This window comes from Neobacillus sp. GCM10023253, assembly GCF_042653105.1.
In the GTDB taxonomy this organism is placed as follows: Bacteria; Bacillota; Bacilli; order Bacillales; family Cytobacillaceae; genus Neobacillus; species Neobacillus citreus.
Genome location: NZ_JBHSHV010000029.1, coordinates 108,884 through 127,153, shown reverse-complemented (window position 1 = coordinate 127,153; position 18,270 = coordinate 108,884). Strand labels below are relative to the sequence as shown.

Below are 18,270 nucleotides of genomic sequence, written 5' to 3'. Positions count from 1 at the left end.
CCACTCCATTTTCAAACTCAAGATATTGTTTGGATAAATCGATGAAACCCAGTTTTCCCCGCTTCATCCCGTTTAAAGACACCAGCGTCCTCTAATACTTTCAAAAACTTCTTGCCGACCTCTTCCCTAACCAAAGATTCTATGTTTGATTCGTTCGCAATTGGGGTTAATCGGTGTTTTAACTGCTCCGCCCATTCCAAATGGTAATCAGCCACTGCATTTGGCTTTCCGAGGATGTACTTTTCAACTTCGGACAGCTCATCCTTTAAACGGGCAGGCAATACAGCGAGCCCCATGACCTCAATTAACCCAATGTTTTCCTTTTTAATATGATGAACATCTGCATGGGGGTGGAATATTCCGAGCGGATGCTCTACACTCGTCCGGTTGTTGCGAAGGACCAAGTCCAGTTCAAACAAGTTCCCTTTTTTACGGGCAATCGGTGTGATTGTATTATGAGGAGTCTCACTGGTCCAGGCAATGATACCAAGCGATTCGTCACTATAATTTTTCCACTTTGTTAAAATATGGACAGCAGCATCCGTCAGAGTGCTTATTTGCTCCGAACGGAGACGGATAACAGACATCGGCCATTTGACAACAGAGCCTTGAACTTCCGGAAACCCGGCCATTTCAAAGCTCCAATCATCAGTTGCTTTCGCCATCGCAAATTCATAATTGCCGCCTTGATAATGGTCATGAGAGAGAATGGAACCGCCCACTATCGGCAAATCGGCATTGGACCCTAAGAAATAATGCGGAAACTGCTCGACAAAGGTTAACAATCTTATAAACGTCTCTTGATTAATTTTCATATCTGAATGGGTTTCAGATATGACTATGCAATGCTCGTTATAATACACATACGGTGAATATTGCATATACCATATTCTGTTCAACAGATTCACGCGGACCATGCGATGATTGGAACGGGCCGGATGGCCAATCCTCCCGGCATAGCCTTCATTTTCTATACAAAGGAGACATTTTGGATAGGCTGTTTGTTGCATCTCGCGCTCGCGGGCAATGCTATTCGGGTCTTTTTCTGGCTTCGAAAGGTTGATCGTAATATCCAGCCTTCCGTATTCCGTAGCCGCCTTATATTCGATATTTTTCCGAATCTGCTTCATCTGGATGTAGTTACTGTTTTTGCTTAGATCATAAAAATACTGAGTCGCCGCTATCGGACTCTGTCTATAATTTTCATAAAATTGCCGATTGACCGTTGATGGCCGGGCGATGAAACAGTTCATAATTTTACTAGTAAAAATCTCTTTTTCATCAAAAATATCTTCAATGATTCCTTTCTTGCAGGCGTAATCTACGATCTCCTCTAACACATCGGGAATCTCAAGATTTGTTTCTCCTTCACATTCCGTAAACTCATTTAATTGTAATAGCGACAGGATTTGGTTACGGGCATAGATTTCGTCATCCCTCTCGATTAAATGAACAGCCAGGGCTTTACCAATTAGTTGTTGAACAAGTTGATTAATCATATTGTTCACCTTCATAACCATTTGGGTGATGCTGATGCCAATTCCAAGCATCGCTGATGATTTGCTTGATTGATGTTCTTGCCGGGTTCCAGCCGAGTACTTGCCTTGCTTTTTCGGATGAGGCGATTAAGGTGCTTGGGTCACCTGAACGGCGTGCACCAAATTGAACCGGAATATCAATACCCGTAGCCTCTTTGGCCGTTTCAATAATTTCATTTACGGAAAACCCTTGGCTGGAGCCGAGGTTAAAGATATTGCTTTGTCCGTAATTTTGTAAATACTTGAGGGCTAAAATATGGGCAGCAATCAAGTCCTCGACATGGATATAATCGCGGATACAGGTTCCGTCCGATGTATCATAATCATCCCCAAAAACGGTAATCGCCGGCCGCTTTCCTAACGCCGCTTCCAATACAACCGGAATCAGGTGGGTTTCTGGATTATGGTCTTCTCCAATTTGTCCGTCACTTCTTGCTCCTGCCACATTGAAATACCTTAAGGATACATACTTCAGGTCGAATGCCTTCTCACACCATGCCATCATTTTTTCCACAACCAGTTTGGTTTCTCCATACGTGTTAGTTGGCAGCTCCGCCGCTTCTTCTGCAATCGGCATTATTTCTTGTTCTCCATAAACGGCAGCTGTCGAAGAAAATACGATATGTTTCACGCCATATTCCTTCATCATTTCAAGAACAACTTGTGTCCCATGCACATTGTTGTCAAAATACTTCAGCGGTTCCAACATCGATTCTCCAACAAGGGAGTTGGCAGCAAAATGCATAATAGCCTCTACATTTTCCTTTTCAAAAACCGTCTTCATAAACTCCCGGCTTCGGATATCACCTTTATAAAAATGGGCTTTTGGGTGAATGGCACCCTGGTGGCCGGTTTGCAGGTTATCAATCACTGCCACTTCATAACCTTGGTCAATCAATTGGTACACAGCGTGCGAGCCAATATAGCCCGCCCCGCCTAAAACAAGAATACTCACTCCGCAACAGCCTCCATTTCGATTTCCTTTGCCCCCCCGCCAATGCCGGCAACATAGAAATCAGCCTTATAGCCAATCTTTTCAAAATACACCTCACCGACATTAGCGATAAAATTTCCAACCTCTTCATTAGCAACTATTGCAATCGCACATCCGCCAAACCCAGCACCTGTCATCCGAGCACCAAAGACCCCCGGCTGCTTCCATGCCGCTTCTACTAAACTATCAAGTTCAATTCCTGTCACCTCATAGTCCTCACGTAACGAGGCATGGGATTGGTTCATCAGCTGGCCAAACGCCTCCAAGTTGCCGGCTTTTAATTCTTCAAGTGCCTTTAACGTTCTTATATTTTCATAGATTGCATGCTTTGCACGCTTTCGAACCACTTCATCGGTAATAAGATGTTTGTTATCTTCAAATTCTCGTATAGACAGCTGCCCCAACGCATCAATTGGGAGTTTTTGCTGAAGCTGGCTCAGTGCCACTTCGCACTCGCCCCGGCGCTCATTGTATTTTGAGTCTGCCAACTCCCGGCGCTTGTTTGTATTCATTATGATAATTTTGTGATTTTCCGGCTTAATCGGCGCGTACTCATATTTTAAAGTCTGGCAATCTAACAGAATTCCCGTATTTTCCTTGCCCATGCCGACAGCGAATTGGTCCATAATTCCGCTGTTAACACCAATAAATTCATTTTCCACTCGCTTGCCAATCTTAATTAACTCAAGGCGGGGAATGTCTAATTCGTACAGGCCGTTTACTAAAACTCCTGTTAGGAGCTCTATGGATGCAGATGAGGAAAGACCTGCACCATTAGGAATATTTCCTTTAATTACACATTCAAACCCGGTCGGAATCATATAGCCAGCTTCCATAATAAAGCGGATTATTCCCTTTGGGTAGTTGGCCCAATGATGATCCTTTTCGTAATCCAGTTTGTTTAAGTTAAATTCAATCATCCCTTTATCCGGAAAATTTTCCGAGTATAAACGGACGAGCTGATCTTCCCGTTTCCGAGCAGCCGCATAGGTTCCATACGTAATGGCACACGGAAATACATGACCGCCGTTATAGTCGGTATGTTCCCCGATTAAATTAATCCTTCCGGGAGCGAAGAATGCCCTTTCGGGTAACGAATGAAATAATTCTTGAAATTTATTAGATAGTACTGTGATGGTCATTTCCTTTTCCTCCAGAAACTAAGGTTTGTTCGTAACTTCATTTTATCCCCCATAGTAAAAACAATCAATATTTTAGTAAAAATTTAACTAAAAAAATAAAAAACCCTTCCTAGAGGGAAGGGTCACTTTAATTAATATTCAATATGGCAGATTACTAGCCATTCGTCACACCAATTTACTTAATTCAACTGGCGATATTTCATTTTTCGAAAATGCTTTGAAACTTACCGCAAAGTGGAAATCTTTGTTCAACAGGCGATATTGTTCAAGCACTCCAGGTCCACAACTTGCTGATCCAAGTCCCTGCTGTTTATAATCTACATTAAATGTAATGAAGTCTTCTTTAACCAAATCATAGGTATGCTTTGCTCTCTCTAAACCATCTGTGGTGTACAAATGTGTACTAAAATCAAAGCTTGGCTTCCCTGCCGCTAATAAACCGGTCCCTGAAAGATTTGTCAAGGACACCCATCTTACCTCATGGCGGTTTCCATTTTCCTGTGGTACCACATAAGGAGTAAATAAACCATTAACCGTCGAAGACCAGATACCAAACCGTGCCGCTTGTTTACTATCGGCATACGATTCACCTGGCCCCCGTCCATACCAATCCACCTGGTCAAATGAACGTTTTAACTTCATTTGTAAGCCTATTTTCGGTAATGTGGCTGATGATACACCAAGTTTTTTACCGCTCACATCGACAGACACCACACCATTATTCTTGATTTCATAGGTAATAACCGTACTAAATCCCCAAGCGTGAACAGGCGGTGCAAGTCTTGATTTTACAGTAATGGTGACTACATCCTTAGCCTGAGACAATTTATAGTCAAACGATTCAATGCGGTTTTGCATTTGGTGTAATCCATACTTTCGCCATTCAGGCTCTTCTTTTTTAACGCTAAATTCCTCTAGGCCAAGCCTGTCATTGTCGGTCGGGGCCCGCCAAATGTTCACAGTTGGACCACTTTCTAATAGTTCCATCCCATAAACCTTCCAAGAATGAAGGACACCATATACACGGTCAAATGTAAGTGAGAAGGATTCACCAGTCACGATTAACTGATGCCCAGTTTCTTCTATTAAAAGCGGACAGAAGCATCTTGGAAAAGCAACACCTTCATTACTCTTAACCGCTGAAGGCAGTTCAAATTGTACCCAAGCAACTTCATGACCCGCCCTTGCCCATTTAAGATCTTCCGCTTGAATAAAAGAAACATTTAACCAATAATCTGTATTTTTACGTTTCACACTTGGCAGTACAAAAGGAATTGATACTTCATGTGATTCACGGGGTAAAATTTCAGGCATTTTCATTGTTCCATTATCAAGAATCTTACCGTCAGACTCTACCGCCCATGATAAACTAAGATGATTTAAATGAATAAAGTCATACAGATTATGAATACGAACTACACCGTTCTCCAGGTCAACTGCCTCTACGCGAACCGGCTCAATAACCTTTTTATATTCAAGCAGGGCCGGAGAAGGGGTTCTATCAGGCATAACAAGCCCATCAATAACAAAATTGGAATCATGAGGGGTCTCACCGAAATCGCCGCCATACGCAAAATACTCTTCACCATTTTTAGCAAATTGACGGATGCCATGATCCAGCCATTCCCAAACAAATCCACCTTGTAATCTATCATATTGATAAAAGAGATCAAAATATTCTTTTATCCCCCCGGGTCCATTCCCCATTGCGTGAGCATATTCACATAGAATATGCGGCTGTTTTAAATCTGTACGTCCACCCAGTCGTTTCATTATTTCATGAGGGGTGTACATAGTTGAAAACATATCAGCAGCTTCGTGCAGTCGTGTTGGATTATGATCTGATTCCGTCATGATAAAACGCGTTTCGCCTTCGTAATGTATGAGTCTGGTAGGATCCTTTTGTTTTGTCCACTTCGCCATTTGTATATGATTTTCCCCAAATCCAGATTCATTCCCTAAGGACCAGATAATAATCGATGGATGGTTTTTATCGCGCTCCACCATCCTCTTCATCCGATCAACATAGGCTTCCTTCCACTCCGGATCTTGGCTTAACTGATGAATATTGCCAATTCTATCAAAACCATGAGTTTCCAAATCTGTCTCATCTATGACATAAAGCCCATATTCGTCACATAAATCGTAAAAACGCGGATCATTTGGATAATGGGCTGTCCGAACAGCATTAATATTATGCTGCTTCATCAACTTAATATCTTTTTCAAACCAATCTATTGGAACAGCCCGGCCTAAGTCTGGATGATGATCATGACGGTTCACACCTTTAAATAGAATCGGCACACCATTCACTTGAATCAAGCCATCCCTCAGCTCCACCAGCCTAAAACCGATTTTTGCCGGAATAACTTCGATGGCCTCACCATTTTCACCCTTTAAGGTTATCAGCAAATGGTATAAATACGGTGTTTCGGCTGTCCATTTGTTAGGGGAAGAAATCGGAATGGTGATATTTAAGCTTGATTCACCTATCCCATTCAGTACAACCTCCTGCGTTTTCTCAGTTACTTTTCGATATTCACTGTCAAGAAGTTGTACCATAAACTCATGACGATTTATCCCGTCTCTATAGGAATGAATCCATGACTCAATCCGTAATTCAGCATCTGTATAGTCTTCATCAAGAATTGTCTTTACAAAGAAATCATGCGTATACACTTTGGGCTTTGCTACCAAATAGACATCGCGGAAAATACCGCTTAGCCACCACATATCTTGGTCCTCAAGGTAGCTTCCATCCGACCATTGGTAGACCTGTACCGCAATCGTATTTTTTCCCTCTTTAACAAACGGCGTCACATCAAATTCTGAAGGAAGGCGGCTCCCCTTGCTGTAACCAACCTCTTGGCCATTGATCCAAAGATGGAATGCACTATCCACTCCCTCAAAACGCAAGAACAGACGCCCCTCCAGCATTTCTTTTGATAAATAGAAATCTCTTCGATAGGAGCCTGTTGGATTTTCTGTTGGAACATATGGCGGGTCTACAGGAAATGGATACTGTACATTGGTATAATGCGGTCTGCCGTATCCTTGCATCTGCCAGTTAGAAGGCACCTGCAAATCTGCCCAAGCACTTACATCATATTCATTTTTATAAAATTGATTCGGGGCTAGTTCAGGTGTTTCAGCATAATGAAATTTCCACATTCCATTCAACAATAAAAATCCGTAAGCGCGGCCGCGCTCATAGCTGATTGCATCCTCCATATTCTTATAGGACATAAAATAAGAGCGATCTTTTATTCGATTTCTATGAAGTACAGAAAGTAATTCATAATCTTTTGTTTGTCTCATTCTGAACCTCCTGCATCTTCTTATTTAAGTGCTGCTTATTTCACCGCACTTCCTAACATACCTTGGATAAAGTGCTTTTGAAGGACTAAGAAGAAAATAATAATTGGAATAGTCGCAATCATGATTCCGACATTAATTTGCCCATAGTCAATAATCGAACTTCCTCTAAGACTTGATAAAGCGACTGGGAACGTATACATCTCCTTGGATGTCGTGACAACTAACGGCCATAAGAAGTTATTCCATTGCTGCAGGAATAAAAAAATGGACGTAGCCGCAAGCGCTGGTTTCATAGAAGGCAATACAATCCGGAAGAAAATTCTCAACTCACCAGCGCCATCCATTCTAGCTGCCTCCATTAATTCGGTTGGAAACGCCATAAAGTTTTGCCTCATTAAAAAGATCGCAAACGGCGTACAAACAGACGGCAGGATAAGCGCCAAATACGTATTCAGCATATTAAAATCGGACATCATCCGAAATTGCGGTATCAACAGTGCCTGATGAGGAATCATCATCGATAACAAAAACGCCATAAAGATAAATTTATTTCCTTTAAAGTGAAACTTTGATAATGCATATGCCGCCATGGTCGAAACAATCAGCGCCAAAATCACATAGGAAATGGACACAAAAAGGGAGTTAAACAGCACCCGCCAAATCCCGATGGATGCATTTAGATTATTTAAATTCGTTAAAAATTGATCTCCCACTACCAACGTCGGTGGATTGGAAAATATTTTACTTGTGTGATTGGTGGATCCAACAAGCATCCAATAAAAGGGGAAGATTGATATCACAATACCAATGAGCAATAGGAGAGGAAGAATCACTTTTTTAATCCGAGTGGAAGCTGTCTTTTCCTGCATTATTTTCCATCCCCTGTCGTTTTCATTTGAATGATTGAAAGAATAGCTACTAAAATCACCACTACATAAGCTATTGCAGATGCATAGCTAAAGTCATAGTACTTAAATCCATTAGAATAAATCATTAACCCAAGCGTCATCGTAGCATCCCCAGGACCACCTTTTGTCAGGTTAAACGGTTCATCGAATAACTGTAAGGTGGAAATAGTTGATATCACAGACGTAAACACAATAATCGGTTTTAATTGTGGAATTGTAATCAAAAAGAACTGTCTGATTTTCCCAGCCCCATCAATAGATGCCGCCTCATAGGTTTCTTCCGGAATGTTTTGCATTGCTGCAAGATAAATGACCATATTATAGCCTGTCCATCTCCATGTCATTGCAAGAATAATTGAAACCCTCGCCCAAAAAGAATCTTTTAACCACGGAATGGGGTCAATCCCTATCAATGTTAAAAATTGATTAGCAATTCCTTTATCCATCAAAATGATAGAGAACAAGATGGAATAGGCTACTAACGATGTAACCGCCGGCATAAAGAATGCTGTACGATAAAGTCCTTTAAACTTTAACAGTTTACTATTTAAAAATGCTGCCAATATGAGAGCTAGTATTAGCATAACTGGTACTTGGACTATGAAAATAATAAAGGTGTTAAATAACGCCCGATAAAATGTCGAATCGTGTAATAATCGGATATAGTTATCTAAACCTGCAAAAACATAGGAGCCGCCTTCTAATTTTTGAAAACTTAAAATGAAAGAGGAAATAATCGGATATATCGTAAAAAGAATGAAAAATATGACAGCTGGGGCTAAAAATAGATACGGCGTTATTTTTGCTTTATTTATTCGATTAATCATGCTGTTCAACCCCTTAAATGGTAATAAATGCTTCCGCGCATTACCTCGCTAAAGTTTATAATTGGAACTTTGGTTAATGAATCGCTTCAGCGCCCGCCTGAAAAAACGGGCGCATCTTCACTTTTACTTCAATCTGTTTTCAATATTCTTCTTGGTATTTTTAATTATATCTTCTGGATTAGCCCCATTTATAACTTCCCCTAAAGCTTTGACAATTTCATCTCGAACAATCGGGTCATTTTTTGTATACGTAATGCTAGGGATTTTATCCATTTCATCAGCAAAGAAACGCCATATTTTTTGATTTCCAAAGAACTCTACTTCTTCATCAAATAGCTTTGATTCAAACACTGGGTTATACGAAGGGAAAAGTCCGCCTTTCATGGCAATTTCCTGAGCTTCGAAGCTAGTTGTAAACCATTTTAAGAATTCATACGTTTCTTTTACATTTTTACCTGTAGACGGGATGACAAATGAACTTCCTCCCTGAAGTGATGAACGTGAGCCGCCTTCTTCGAATGCAGGCAACGGCATTACTCCCCATTTACCTTTTGTATCTGGTGCTTGCTGTTCAATGGTTCCTGTTAACCATCCGCCGGCAACTACGGATGCAGTATCAGAATTGGCTATGCTTGTAACCCATGAATCCCATCCTGTTACACCTAACAATAACCCTTTGTCGTTTAACGCCTTCATCACTTTCATGGCTTTAATGGATGCATCACTGCCAACCGTTAATTTATTGTCTTTATCAAAATATCCTTCGGCTTGTTGATTTAACAAAATCGTATAAACATTTGAATCTGCTTGGTCAAAGGCTAACATTGCTTTACCAGTTGCTTTCTTAACTTTTTCACCTGCTGCAATGAAATCATCCCATGTTTTAATTTCTTCCGGATTTACCCCCGCTTTTTTGTATAAATCTGTTCGGTAAAAGACACCTGCCGGACCAGCATCAAATGGCATCCCATATATTTTTCCATCTTTTGATACTGCGTTAATTTTAAACTCTGGGAAATCCTTTTTATAATTGTCATATCCTAATTTACTTAAGTCTTCAAATGCGTTCGGAAAAGCTTCTAATTTCCCATTAAGGTCATCATCTGATTGTAGTAATCCATCTGGCAGGCCTTTGCCCCCTGCTTGCAAACCAGTTGTGGTTTTTTGAATAATGTCTTTTCCGCCAGTTTCAATCACATTCACTTTAAAATCAGGATGATCTTTCTGATAGATTTCTGCCGCCTTTTCAAGGACCGGCACATTAATATTGTTTGCCCAAATCGTGATGGCTCCGTCTTTCGAAGCTCCATTCTCCCCGCTGGAACCGGAGCCGGAACCGCATGCTGCGAGGAGCAGAGATAATGCTGCAACTGATGAAAATAACTTTAGCTTTATTTTCATAAAATAATCACCCCTGTTTTAGTGTTTTGTTTACTAAAAAATAGTAACATGTTTTAGTTAAAATGTAAAAGCTATTTTTATCAATATTTTAGTAAATTGGTATATTTCAATTGATCCCTAGGTTTAGTTTTTTACCTTCCCAGTTTGGCTATTGTTAATCTCTTCTAAAACCACCAAAAAAAAAAACGAGCTGGTTTGCTCGTTTTTTTCGGTTTATTTAGCTGGAGTACTTTTGCGGAAAATCGGTGTACCTTGTATATATACCGTTTTTGCTGTGGTTCGATTCTTAAATAGTCTCTCGGTTATAAGATCTAATCCGGTTTCACACATCGTAGGAATATCAATATGGAATGTCGTTAACGGAGGCGACACATATTTGGTGACACTGATATTATTTATACTGAAAAAGGCGACCCTTTGAGGAATCGGAATCTGCTTTTCATTAAACGCCTGCAAGGCTCCGATTGCAAGTGGATCTGTCGCAACAACAAATGCCTCCGGCAGGTCATCCCCCATCTTCTCAATTGCTTGCAATCCAATCTGATAGCCATTTTTTACTGTACTAGAAGGAACAATTAATATATCTTCTTCTCTTAATTTATTTCTTTCCCTTTGATAGTTCCGAAAGGTGATTTCCCTTAATTGTGGAATTGGTTCTTTCGTTTCAACGTCATAGTCCATTGCGCCAATAAAACCAATCCGTTCATAGCCGCATTCTTCAAAAAATTGAATCATATATTCTGTCATCAGTTTTAAATCTGGGAGCACCGAATCCAAATTCTGCGGATCCCTGCTTGTATTTAAAAACACACCATGGGGTGTAATTTCTTCCAAATACTTTATTTCTCGATCCGTTAATTTTCCGATCGCGATAAAAGCCGATGAATTTTTATCAATTTTCTCAATACCATCTTTTTGATGGTATCGTATTAATTCTATTTTCCTTTGTTCTGCCTGCTTTTCTAACTCTGTACGAATTCCCTTAAAATAAACATCCTCAAGCTCTTCCTCATTAGATATCCAATATAAAAAAGCAACATTATTCAATTGAGTTATCCCTTGTTTTTTCTTATAGCCCATCTCTTCTGCAATCGCTTTTATTTTCTCCCGTGTATCATCACTTACTGATAAATTGTTATCATTATTAAGAACTCTTGAAACGGTTGTGATTGAATATCCTGATTTTTTGGCAATATCCCTAATGGTTGCCATTCTCTTCCACCCCCTCTTCTTCGCTCCATTTTTATTTTATCCAAATGAGCCAGCAAAGTAAACAAGTTTACTAAACGTTTTATTCACGAATCCTACTGAGTCGCGGGATTTTTATCACAGCCTTTTTGAAAATTTCCATTCTCCTATTTTAACGGTTTATCTCCTTATCCGCCATGTTCTTAATAAAATTCAATCAAACGTTTGATTAATAACAGAGCCTAAATAAAAAAGGTGTCAGGTATCCTCCGTGGACAAAATCCCATTTTGTCCCACGGGGATACCTGACACCTTTCCTCATTTTATTCCATTTCCTATGCTTTCTTTTCGTTCAAGTATGCCCATGCATATTGTGCGTAGAGTTCGGCGCCGGTTGCAAGGGCGTCTTCGTCGATGTTGAATTTGCCATGGTGGTGGGCCCATTGTGTGTCTTTTTCAGGGTTGCCGCAGCCTACAAGAGCAAAGCTGCCAGGGGCCTCCATCATGTATTCACTGAAGTCTTCGCCGCCCATGGTTGGCTTTTCGAAGTAGACGGCCTCCTCGCCAAACGCTTCGGAAGCGGTCTTTTGAACAAGCTTTGCACTGTACTCATCGTTGTTGACTGCTTGGGTGCCGTGAACGTAGTCGACCTTTGCCGTCGCGCCGTAAATGGCAGCCACTTGTTCTGCATATTGCTTCAGCTGGGTTTCAATATGGTCTCTCACTGCCGGATCAAAACAGCGGACCGTTCCCTCAATGTACGCATTTTCAGCAATCACGTTAAACCGCGTCCCAACGACCATTTTTCCAACTGTTAGAACGGCGGGCTGCTGTGGATCGACGGTCCGTGAGACCACTGACTGCACATTCATCACAAAGGATGAAGCCACAACCGCGGCATCAATACAAGCTTGTGGAATGGCTCCATGACCGCCTCTGCCTTTAAAAGTGACGGTGAAAAGGTCTGCGGACGCAAAGGATGGACCAGGATTGCAGGAAACCTTTCCTGTTGGCATCTGTGACCAGATATGGATGCCGAAAACATTATCGACCCCATCCATCGCCCCTTGTTTCACCATTGCTTTCGCACCTGTCGCCACTTCCTCAGCCGGTTGATAAATCAAACGGACATTTCCAGGAAGTTCTTCTTTTATATCATTCAGAGCCTTAGCTGCAATCAATAGCATCGCAGTATGGGCATCATGGCCGCAAGCATGCATTTTGCCATCTTCTTGGGACGCATACGGAAGGTCCTTATTTAATTCCTCCACCGTCAAGGCATCCATATCCCCCCGCAGCCCCACGGTTTTACCAGGCTTCCCGCCTTCAATCGTAGCAATGACTCCCGTTGGCTCTGTCTTCCGGTACGGGATCCCAAGGTTCTCAAGATACTCGCAAATAAAGGCGGTTGTCTTATATTCCTCCCAGGACAATTCTGGTTCACGGTGAAACTTTCTGCGTAATTCTACTAATTCTTCGTTATATGTTTGAATCGCTTCTTTAATTTTTGCATGAATCATAGCTATTCTGCCTCCGTTAACGTTTTTGCTGCTTCGTATAGAATCTCAACTGCATTTGCGATATCTTTACTGCTGGACCACTCTTCCGGACAATGGCTGAGTCCTTCCTTACTAGGAATAAATAACATAGCCACGTCGGTCACATCCGAAAGAACCATTGCATCATGGCCTGCACCGCTGTTGATTGAGCAATAGGAAAGGTTCCGTTCGCTGCATTTCTGTTTTAAAAGAGAGACAATCTCTTGATTCATTACTTTCGGCGGCATGTATAATTGCTGCTGTACTGTCGTCTTAATTCCATGGCCATTATAGGACTTTACCCATTCCGTTACCTTCTCGACCGCATCAAGGACGCGTTCTTCTTTTCCGGAACGGATATCGACGGTAAAAACAACCTTATCAGGAATCACATTCGCCCCGTTCGGCCAAACGTTAAGGCGGCCGGTGGTGATGACTGTTCCATCCCCTTCCTCGCAAGCGAATTCCGGGAATTTAGCAATCATTTGTGCAGCAGCTACTAAGGCGTCTGCCCTTCGGTCCATTGGGGTGGTGCCCGCATGCCCTGCACGACCTTCAACCGTTACTTCTAATTGGGTTAATCCGACAATGGCTTCGACCATGCCAATCGGAATGCCCTTTTCTTCAAGGATTGGCCCCTGTTCGATATGCAGTTCCAAAAAGGCCTTCAGAGTTTTTGGATCCCTTTTTTTCGGCAAAGACGGGTCAAGGCCAATTTCCGTCATCGCTTCTACAGTGGTCTTCCCGTCTTTATCGGTAATCTTGAAAAATTCTTCCTCTGTCAATAAGCCAGTTATCCCTCTCGACCCCATCAGACCGCCGCCAAATCTAGAACCCTCTTCTTCTATTAGGGCGATCACTTCCAATGGGTATTTGGGTGTCAGGTTATTTTTCGAAAAAAGACCCGCCACCTCAAGTCCTGCCACTACTCCGGCAGGACCGTCATAGGACCCGCCGTTCGGTACGGAATCAAAGTGGGAACCGACCAAGACACTAGGTGCATCCTTTAACGTGCCTTCGAGTTTACCAAAAATATTACCTAAACCATCTTCACGAACCGAGAGTCCGTATTCCTTCATAATTTCTTTAATGTAATTACGAGCCTGCAAGTCCTCTTTGCTATAAGTCAGCCGGGTCGTCCCTTTTCCCGGTGTGGCAGTAAATTGACTCAACATCTCAATATGTTTTTCAATTCTTTGCTGTAAATCGCTCAATGTTTTCCCCTCCAATTATTTCAAGAATCCAACAAAGATGCCGGCTAGAATGACCGATACGATTGTAACTGTGATGAAACCACCCACCAGCATTGGCGGCAGCATATGGCTTGTCAGCATTTCTCTTTCTTCCTCGTCATCTGTTAACGACTTGATTACCTCATTGGTAATGATATAGTCAGCCGGAAATCCGTATAAGGCAGTCAGAGAAACGGCAAACGCCATATCTTTGCTCACCTTCAAAATCTTGCCGGCGATAAATGAGAAGATATACATACCGATGACTGCTAAAATGATGGTTCCCACCAGTGGGAATAGAATTTCCATCATCATGCCTGGTGTCGCTTGCTTTAGGCCGTCAAATATAAAAAGCATCAGCGCCATAATGGCTAAACCAAAACCGTTGGCTTTTTGAAGAACCTGTTTTTCCAAAAAGCCAGCACTTGAGGCGATAACCCCAAACAGCAAACATAGAACAAACGGACTGATCGAAACAACTGGCGCTGCCAACACTGAAACTTGGTAGGCAAGGTAAGCAACTAATGCAAGTCTAAAAAACTTAAAGAAATCGGTGTTGTATTTATCAGGTAAATTTTTAAACAGCTTTAGCTCTGGCTTGGCAACGGCGGAAGCGGCCGCTACCTCTGTTGCAGCAGTTGCCTGTTCCTTAACTGCCGCAATTTCCCCGCTGCGGTACTGCTTCAAAAGCCTTTTTCCTTCTTTTTTCAAAACGATTGAAGTGATCGGGTAACCTGCAAACCCCTGAACAACATAGATAACGATAGCAAAAACCGATAGAGTTGCAAGGCCTGCCTCCTTTGCCCCCTCAGACATGATTAACGCAGAAACCACCCCGCCAACTAATGGCGGAATCGCCACAACGACTGTCTGAAAGCCAAAAATTAGGCTGCCCATGGTCATCAACATGGCAATAATCCCAAGGATTCCAGAAAGGGCAATGACAATCGTTTTCCATTGCTTTTTCAATTCATGAAGAGATAGCAATGTACCCATATTGGTGATAAGTAAATACATCATCATCGTCGCCACAACGGGCGGTACACCGGAAATCGCTACGATATCTTTCGGAAAAAAAGTCCAATAACCAATAAGGAATAACACTGCACTGACAAATATCGAAGGTATCCATGCTTTCGTCCGTACGGCAACAAGGTCTCCTACTAATAAAATGAATACTACTATAACTAAGGCTAGCATTTGTGACATAAAATCACTTCACTTTCTCTAAGATGGAATATTAATATTTCGCGTTGCTAAATTATTGTTATTATAAGAATAATAATATAATTTTATTTTTCAGTCAATTTATAATTTTTCCAATCATCAGGTAACCGTTTTCAAAGCTTTTATCCAACTATATGCAAATTAATTGTTATTTTAGTAGTTTTATAAAATTATCCAAAAATATTTATAACCAAAAAAAATACAGCAGATGCATGATCCGCTGTATTAATAGGAGATGATATATTTTTGATCATTGGTACCTTCAGTTGAAAAAACTCGTTCTATATATTTGATTCCATTATTGGACATAAGCATAACCGTCGAACTTCTTGTCCCGTAATTCCCACTTTTGATAAACATCGGTGAAAGCATTCTTTCCATCTCTAATGACACACCCGTATTCGGCAGTCGTTCATCCGGAGCAGGATCTGCATTATTGAGGAGAGTCATAAGCTGCTCTTCGAGGTCCTTTGGGTCTTCGGTTACGATGTTTGACAGGCCTGCCCTCCCTGTTATCACCTTCGGCCACTCGGTATTAAGAAGATGGTTACTGACCCCATAAATGCCCGGCTCAAGCTTTTGAAGCTCTTGTCCAATGTTTGAATAATAATAAAGCCCCGCGTCATCTCCAGCCAGCAAGTTGTAGCCGGGATACTGCTCCTTTGTTTCTGACAGCTTTTGCATGTAGCTTTCAATGGTCCCAGTATAATTCAAGGCATCGGCCACCAGTTCCCCCCGTGACCGTTTTCCCACGGCAACCTCTTTTGGATTACGATAGTTGGTCAAGGCGGCAAACCGCCCTCCCCTGGTAACCCCCATCCAAGTTCCCATTTTCTCCAGGTCCCTTCCGGCAAGGATATCAGGCTCATCTTTCCAAAAATGGGCAGGGGCAGTCGGTCTTTTATAAAACTCATCCCGATTGGCAGCCACAATCAGCTGATGCTTAGGGTGCACTTTATACGCAAAAAGAATTAAACACACGAATTATCACAGCCTTTTTGAAAAATTTCCCTTCTCCTATTTTAACGGTTTATCACCTTATCCGCCATGTTCTTGATAAAACTCAATCAAACGTTTGATTAGTTTCGCAAAACCTTATGTATCAAGTATTCCAGCATTTCAATCAAACGTTTGGTTAGTTTTTTTCTCTCTTTCCCAAGTTTTAATCAAACGTTTAATTAGTTTTTCCATCTTATACCTAAAATCCAATCAAACGTTTGATTAGTTTCCCCAGCCCTTATGTGCCAAGCATTTCAGCGTTTCAATCAAACGTATAATTAATTTTCCCTACAAAAAAGAGACTCTCTGAATAGACAGTCCCTTATAACAATCCTTCTGACAGCGGCAGTTTAATCTCTACTACCGTTCCTTCGTTTTGTTTGCTTGAGTACGAAATACTTCCTTTATGCTGCTTGATGATCTTGTGGCAAATCATGACACCCAGTCCGGTTCCTTTTTCTTTTAAACTATAAAACGGTTCACCTAACCGCGGCAAAAGCTCTTCCGGGATCCCGCAGCCATGGTCCCTGATTTGGACAATACATTCGTCGTCATCCCCTTTACGGAGATAAATCTCGATATTTCCGCCCTGGGGCATCGCCTCCATGGCATTTTTTAAAATGTTTAGGAATACCTGCTTCAATTGGTTTTTCTCACAAATAATTGGGAATGGTGATTCCTCAAACAAAGTGTTCATTTGAAAACCGTTCATAAGAGCCTGAGGAGATAGAAATTCAATCGTATTTTCAATCAATTCCCGTAAATCTGCCTGTATGAGTTTGACCGCCTGCGGTTTACCTAACGAAAGCATCTCGCTTGTAATCGTTTCAATCCGTTCAAGTTCACCCAGCAGCAAATCACTATATTCAAGATTATTGTTACCAGCCTTATAAAGCTGAACAAAGCCCTTAATGGTCGTAAGGGGATTCCGTATTTCGTGGGCTACCCCTGCAGCCAGCTCTCCAACAATAGAAAGCTTCTCGGATTGCAAGAGAATTTCTTCTGCCTTTTTCCGTTCTGAAATATCCCTGCTGACAATGACAAGGTGCTCGATTACATTATATTTTCCTCTAACAGGCATACAGCGGGATTCAAACTCAATCCACCGGCCGTCCTTGTGAAGGAAACGAACCTCCATTGACTGTGCTTCTTCTTTTTCAAACAGCCTTTGAACGTTTTTCTTAAAATATCCAACATCATCAGGATGAATGAATTGGCAGAGTTCTTTCCCTTCCAATTCTGAAAGCTGATATCCTAGGACCAGCTCATGTGAAGGGGAAAAATAAGTAATTGAGTGATCCTTCCACATTACTTTGATTAGGTCCGATGTATTTTCGGCGATCAGCCGATACTTTGCTTCGCTTTCCTCGATCATCTTATACATTTCTTCCAATCTTTTATTTAACCGATAAAGCTTCAGATAGGATTCAATCAGGATCACGCCCGAAAGGACCCCCAGCATCACGAACAGCACATATTGAATATGAAACAAGGGCTTATCTCGAAAAATATTAAATAGGATTGGTACATCTATGAAATAAATAACAGCATAAATGGCAAACAATATAGCGCTTTTTTTCACTGCAGAAAAGCGGGCTATAAACAAATGGCTGATGCAAAAACCTACCATAATGATAAGCCAGCCAATGACAGGTGTAACCCACTGCCCTCCTGCTATCAGCCTTGCGGTTAATGAGAAAAACGCCGTAATCAATCCGCCGACCGGCCCCAGATAAGCAAAGCTGATAATTACAGCAGCATAGCGGATATCATAAACATAGCCCTGCTGATGGATTGAAATTGTAACAAGAATGGCCGCTACAATTCCCGCATAAAGACCATATAGTATAGTTCTATGCTTCACCTGTTTCATGATATTAAACGATTGAAGCACCAAAGGGATACATACAAGGACAGAAAAAAGTGACAGATTAACAATGTAATCTAATAGAACCAAC

General features: G+C 41.5%; 13 protein-coding genes. All 13 read right to left on the bottom strand.

Annotated features, from left to right (window positions below):
- Positions 1-17 precede the first annotated feature (17 nt).
- The gene (gene galT, locus ACFPA1_RS27850) at positions 18-1,499 is read right to left on the bottom strand and encodes a UDP-glucose--hexose-1-phosphate uridylyltransferase (protein WP_378588130.1); all 1,482 of its coding nucleotides are present in this window, start codon (positions 1,497-1,499) and stop codon (positions 18-20) included.
- Complete coding sequence (galE, locus tag ACFPA1_RS27845; RefSeq protein WP_378588128.1) at positions 1,492-2,493, bottom strand: UDP-glucose 4-epimerase GalE; 1,002 nt, start codon at positions 2,491-2,493, stop codon at positions 1,492-1,494. Before galE ends, galT begins: the two co-directional genes overlap by 8 nt.
- A complete protein-coding gene (locus ACFPA1_RS27840) occupies positions 2,490-3,674 on the bottom strand; it encodes a galactokinase (protein ID WP_378588126.1) in 1,185 nt (394 codons plus the stop codon). The genes galE and ACFPA1_RS27840 overlap by 4 nt, the downstream gene beginning before the upstream one ends.
- A 165-nt stretch (positions 3,675-3,839) precedes the next feature.
- On the bottom strand, positions 3,840-6,992 hold the full coding sequence (gene ebgA / locus ACFPA1_RS27835) for a beta-galactosidase subunit alpha (RefSeq protein ID WP_378588124.1): 3,153 nt from the start codon (positions 6,990-6,992) through the stop codon (positions 3,840-3,842).
- 35 nt (positions 6,993-7,027) lie between these two features.
- Positions 7,028-7,861, bottom strand: coding sequence for a carbohydrate ABC transporter permease (locus ACFPA1_RS27830; protein ID WP_378588122.1), 834 nt, complete (start codon positions 7,859-7,861; stop codon positions 7,028-7,030).
- Entirely contained in the window at positions 7,861-8,727 is an 867-nt protein-coding gene (locus ACFPA1_RS27825; protein WP_378588121.1) for a carbohydrate ABC transporter permease, read from the bottom strand. The genes ACFPA1_RS27830 and ACFPA1_RS27825 overlap by 1 nt, the downstream gene beginning before the upstream one ends.
- Positions 8,728-8,850: 123 nt before the next feature.
- The gene (locus ACFPA1_RS27820; RefSeq protein WP_378588120.1) at positions 8,851-10,128 is read right to left on the bottom strand and encodes an ABC transporter substrate-binding protein; all 1,278 of its coding nucleotides are present in this window, start codon (positions 10,126-10,128) and stop codon (positions 8,851-8,853) included.
- A 213-nt stretch (positions 10,129-10,341) separates the two neighbouring features.
- Positions 10,342-11,340 (bottom strand): LacI family DNA-binding transcriptional regulator, encoded by a 999-nt coding sequence (locus ACFPA1_RS27815; RefSeq protein WP_213147657.1) that lies wholly within the window; start codon positions 11,338-11,340, stop codon positions 10,342-10,344.
- 311 nt (positions 11,341-11,651) lie between these two features.
- On the bottom strand, positions 11,652-12,836 hold the full coding sequence (locus ACFPA1_RS27810; RefSeq protein ID WP_378588117.1) for an amidohydrolase: 1,185 nt from the start codon (positions 12,834-12,836) through the stop codon (positions 11,652-11,654).
- Positions 12,837-12,838: 2 nt separating this feature from the next.
- On the bottom strand, positions 12,839-14,029 hold the full coding sequence (locus ACFPA1_RS27805; RefSeq protein ID WP_378588450.1) for a M20 family metallo-hydrolase: 1,191 nt from the start codon (positions 14,027-14,029) through the stop codon (positions 12,839-12,841).
- A gap of 54 nt (positions 14,030-14,083) precedes the next feature.
- Complete coding sequence (locus tag ACFPA1_RS27800) at positions 14,084-15,295, bottom strand: hypothetical protein (protein WP_378588115.1); 1,212 nt, start codon at positions 15,293-15,295, stop codon at positions 14,084-14,086.
- 243 nt (positions 15,296-15,538) lie between these two features.
- Complete coding sequence (locus ACFPA1_RS27795; protein ID WP_213147661.1) at positions 15,539-16,294, bottom strand: NRDE family protein; 756 nt, start codon at positions 16,292-16,294, stop codon at positions 15,539-15,541.
- A 340-nt stretch (positions 16,295-16,634) separates the two neighbouring features.
- Positions 16,635-18,269 (bottom strand): ATP-binding protein, encoded by a 1,635-nt coding sequence (locus ACFPA1_RS27790; protein ID WP_378588113.1) that lies wholly within the window; start codon positions 18,267-18,269, stop codon positions 16,635-16,637.
- Position 18,270: the final 1 nt, after the last annotated feature.

Coding starts and splice junctions, on each gene's coding strand:
- galT (WP_378588130.1), bottom strand. CDS start 1,499: ATGATTAATCAACTTGTTCAACAACTAATTGGTAAAGCCCTGGCTGTT.
- ACFPA1_RS27840 (WP_378588126.1), bottom strand. CDS start 3,674: ATGACCATCACAGTACTATCTAATAAATTTCAAGAATTATTTCATTCG.
- ebgA (WP_378588124.1), bottom strand. CDS start 6,992: ATGAGACAAACAAAAGATTATGAATTACTTTCTGTACTTCATAGAAAT.
- ACFPA1_RS27830 (WP_378588122.1), bottom strand. CDS start 7,861: ATGCAGGAAAAGACAGCTTCCACTCGGATTAAAAAAGTGATTCTTCCT.
- ACFPA1_RS27825 (WP_378588121.1), bottom strand. CDS start 8,727: ATGATTAATCGAATAAATAAAGCAAAAATAACGCCGTATCTATTTTTA.
- ACFPA1_RS27820 (WP_378588120.1), bottom strand. CDS start 10,128: ATGAAAATAAAGCTAAAGTTATTTTCATCAGTTGCAGCATTATCTCTG.
- ACFPA1_RS27815 (WP_213147657.1), bottom strand. CDS start 11,340: ATGGCAACCATTAGGGATATTGCCAAAAAATCAGGATATTCAATCACA.
- ACFPA1_RS27810 (WP_378588117.1), bottom strand. CDS start 12,836: ATGATTCATGCAAAAATTAAAGAAGCGATTCAAACATATAACGAAGAA.
- ACFPA1_RS27805 (WP_378588450.1), bottom strand. CDS start 14,029: ATGTTGAGTCAATTTACTGCCACACCGGGAAAAGGGACGACCCGGCTG.
- ACFPA1_RS27800 (WP_378588115.1), bottom strand. CDS start 15,295: ATGTCACAAATGCTAGCCTTAGTTATAGTAGTATTCATTTTATTAGTA.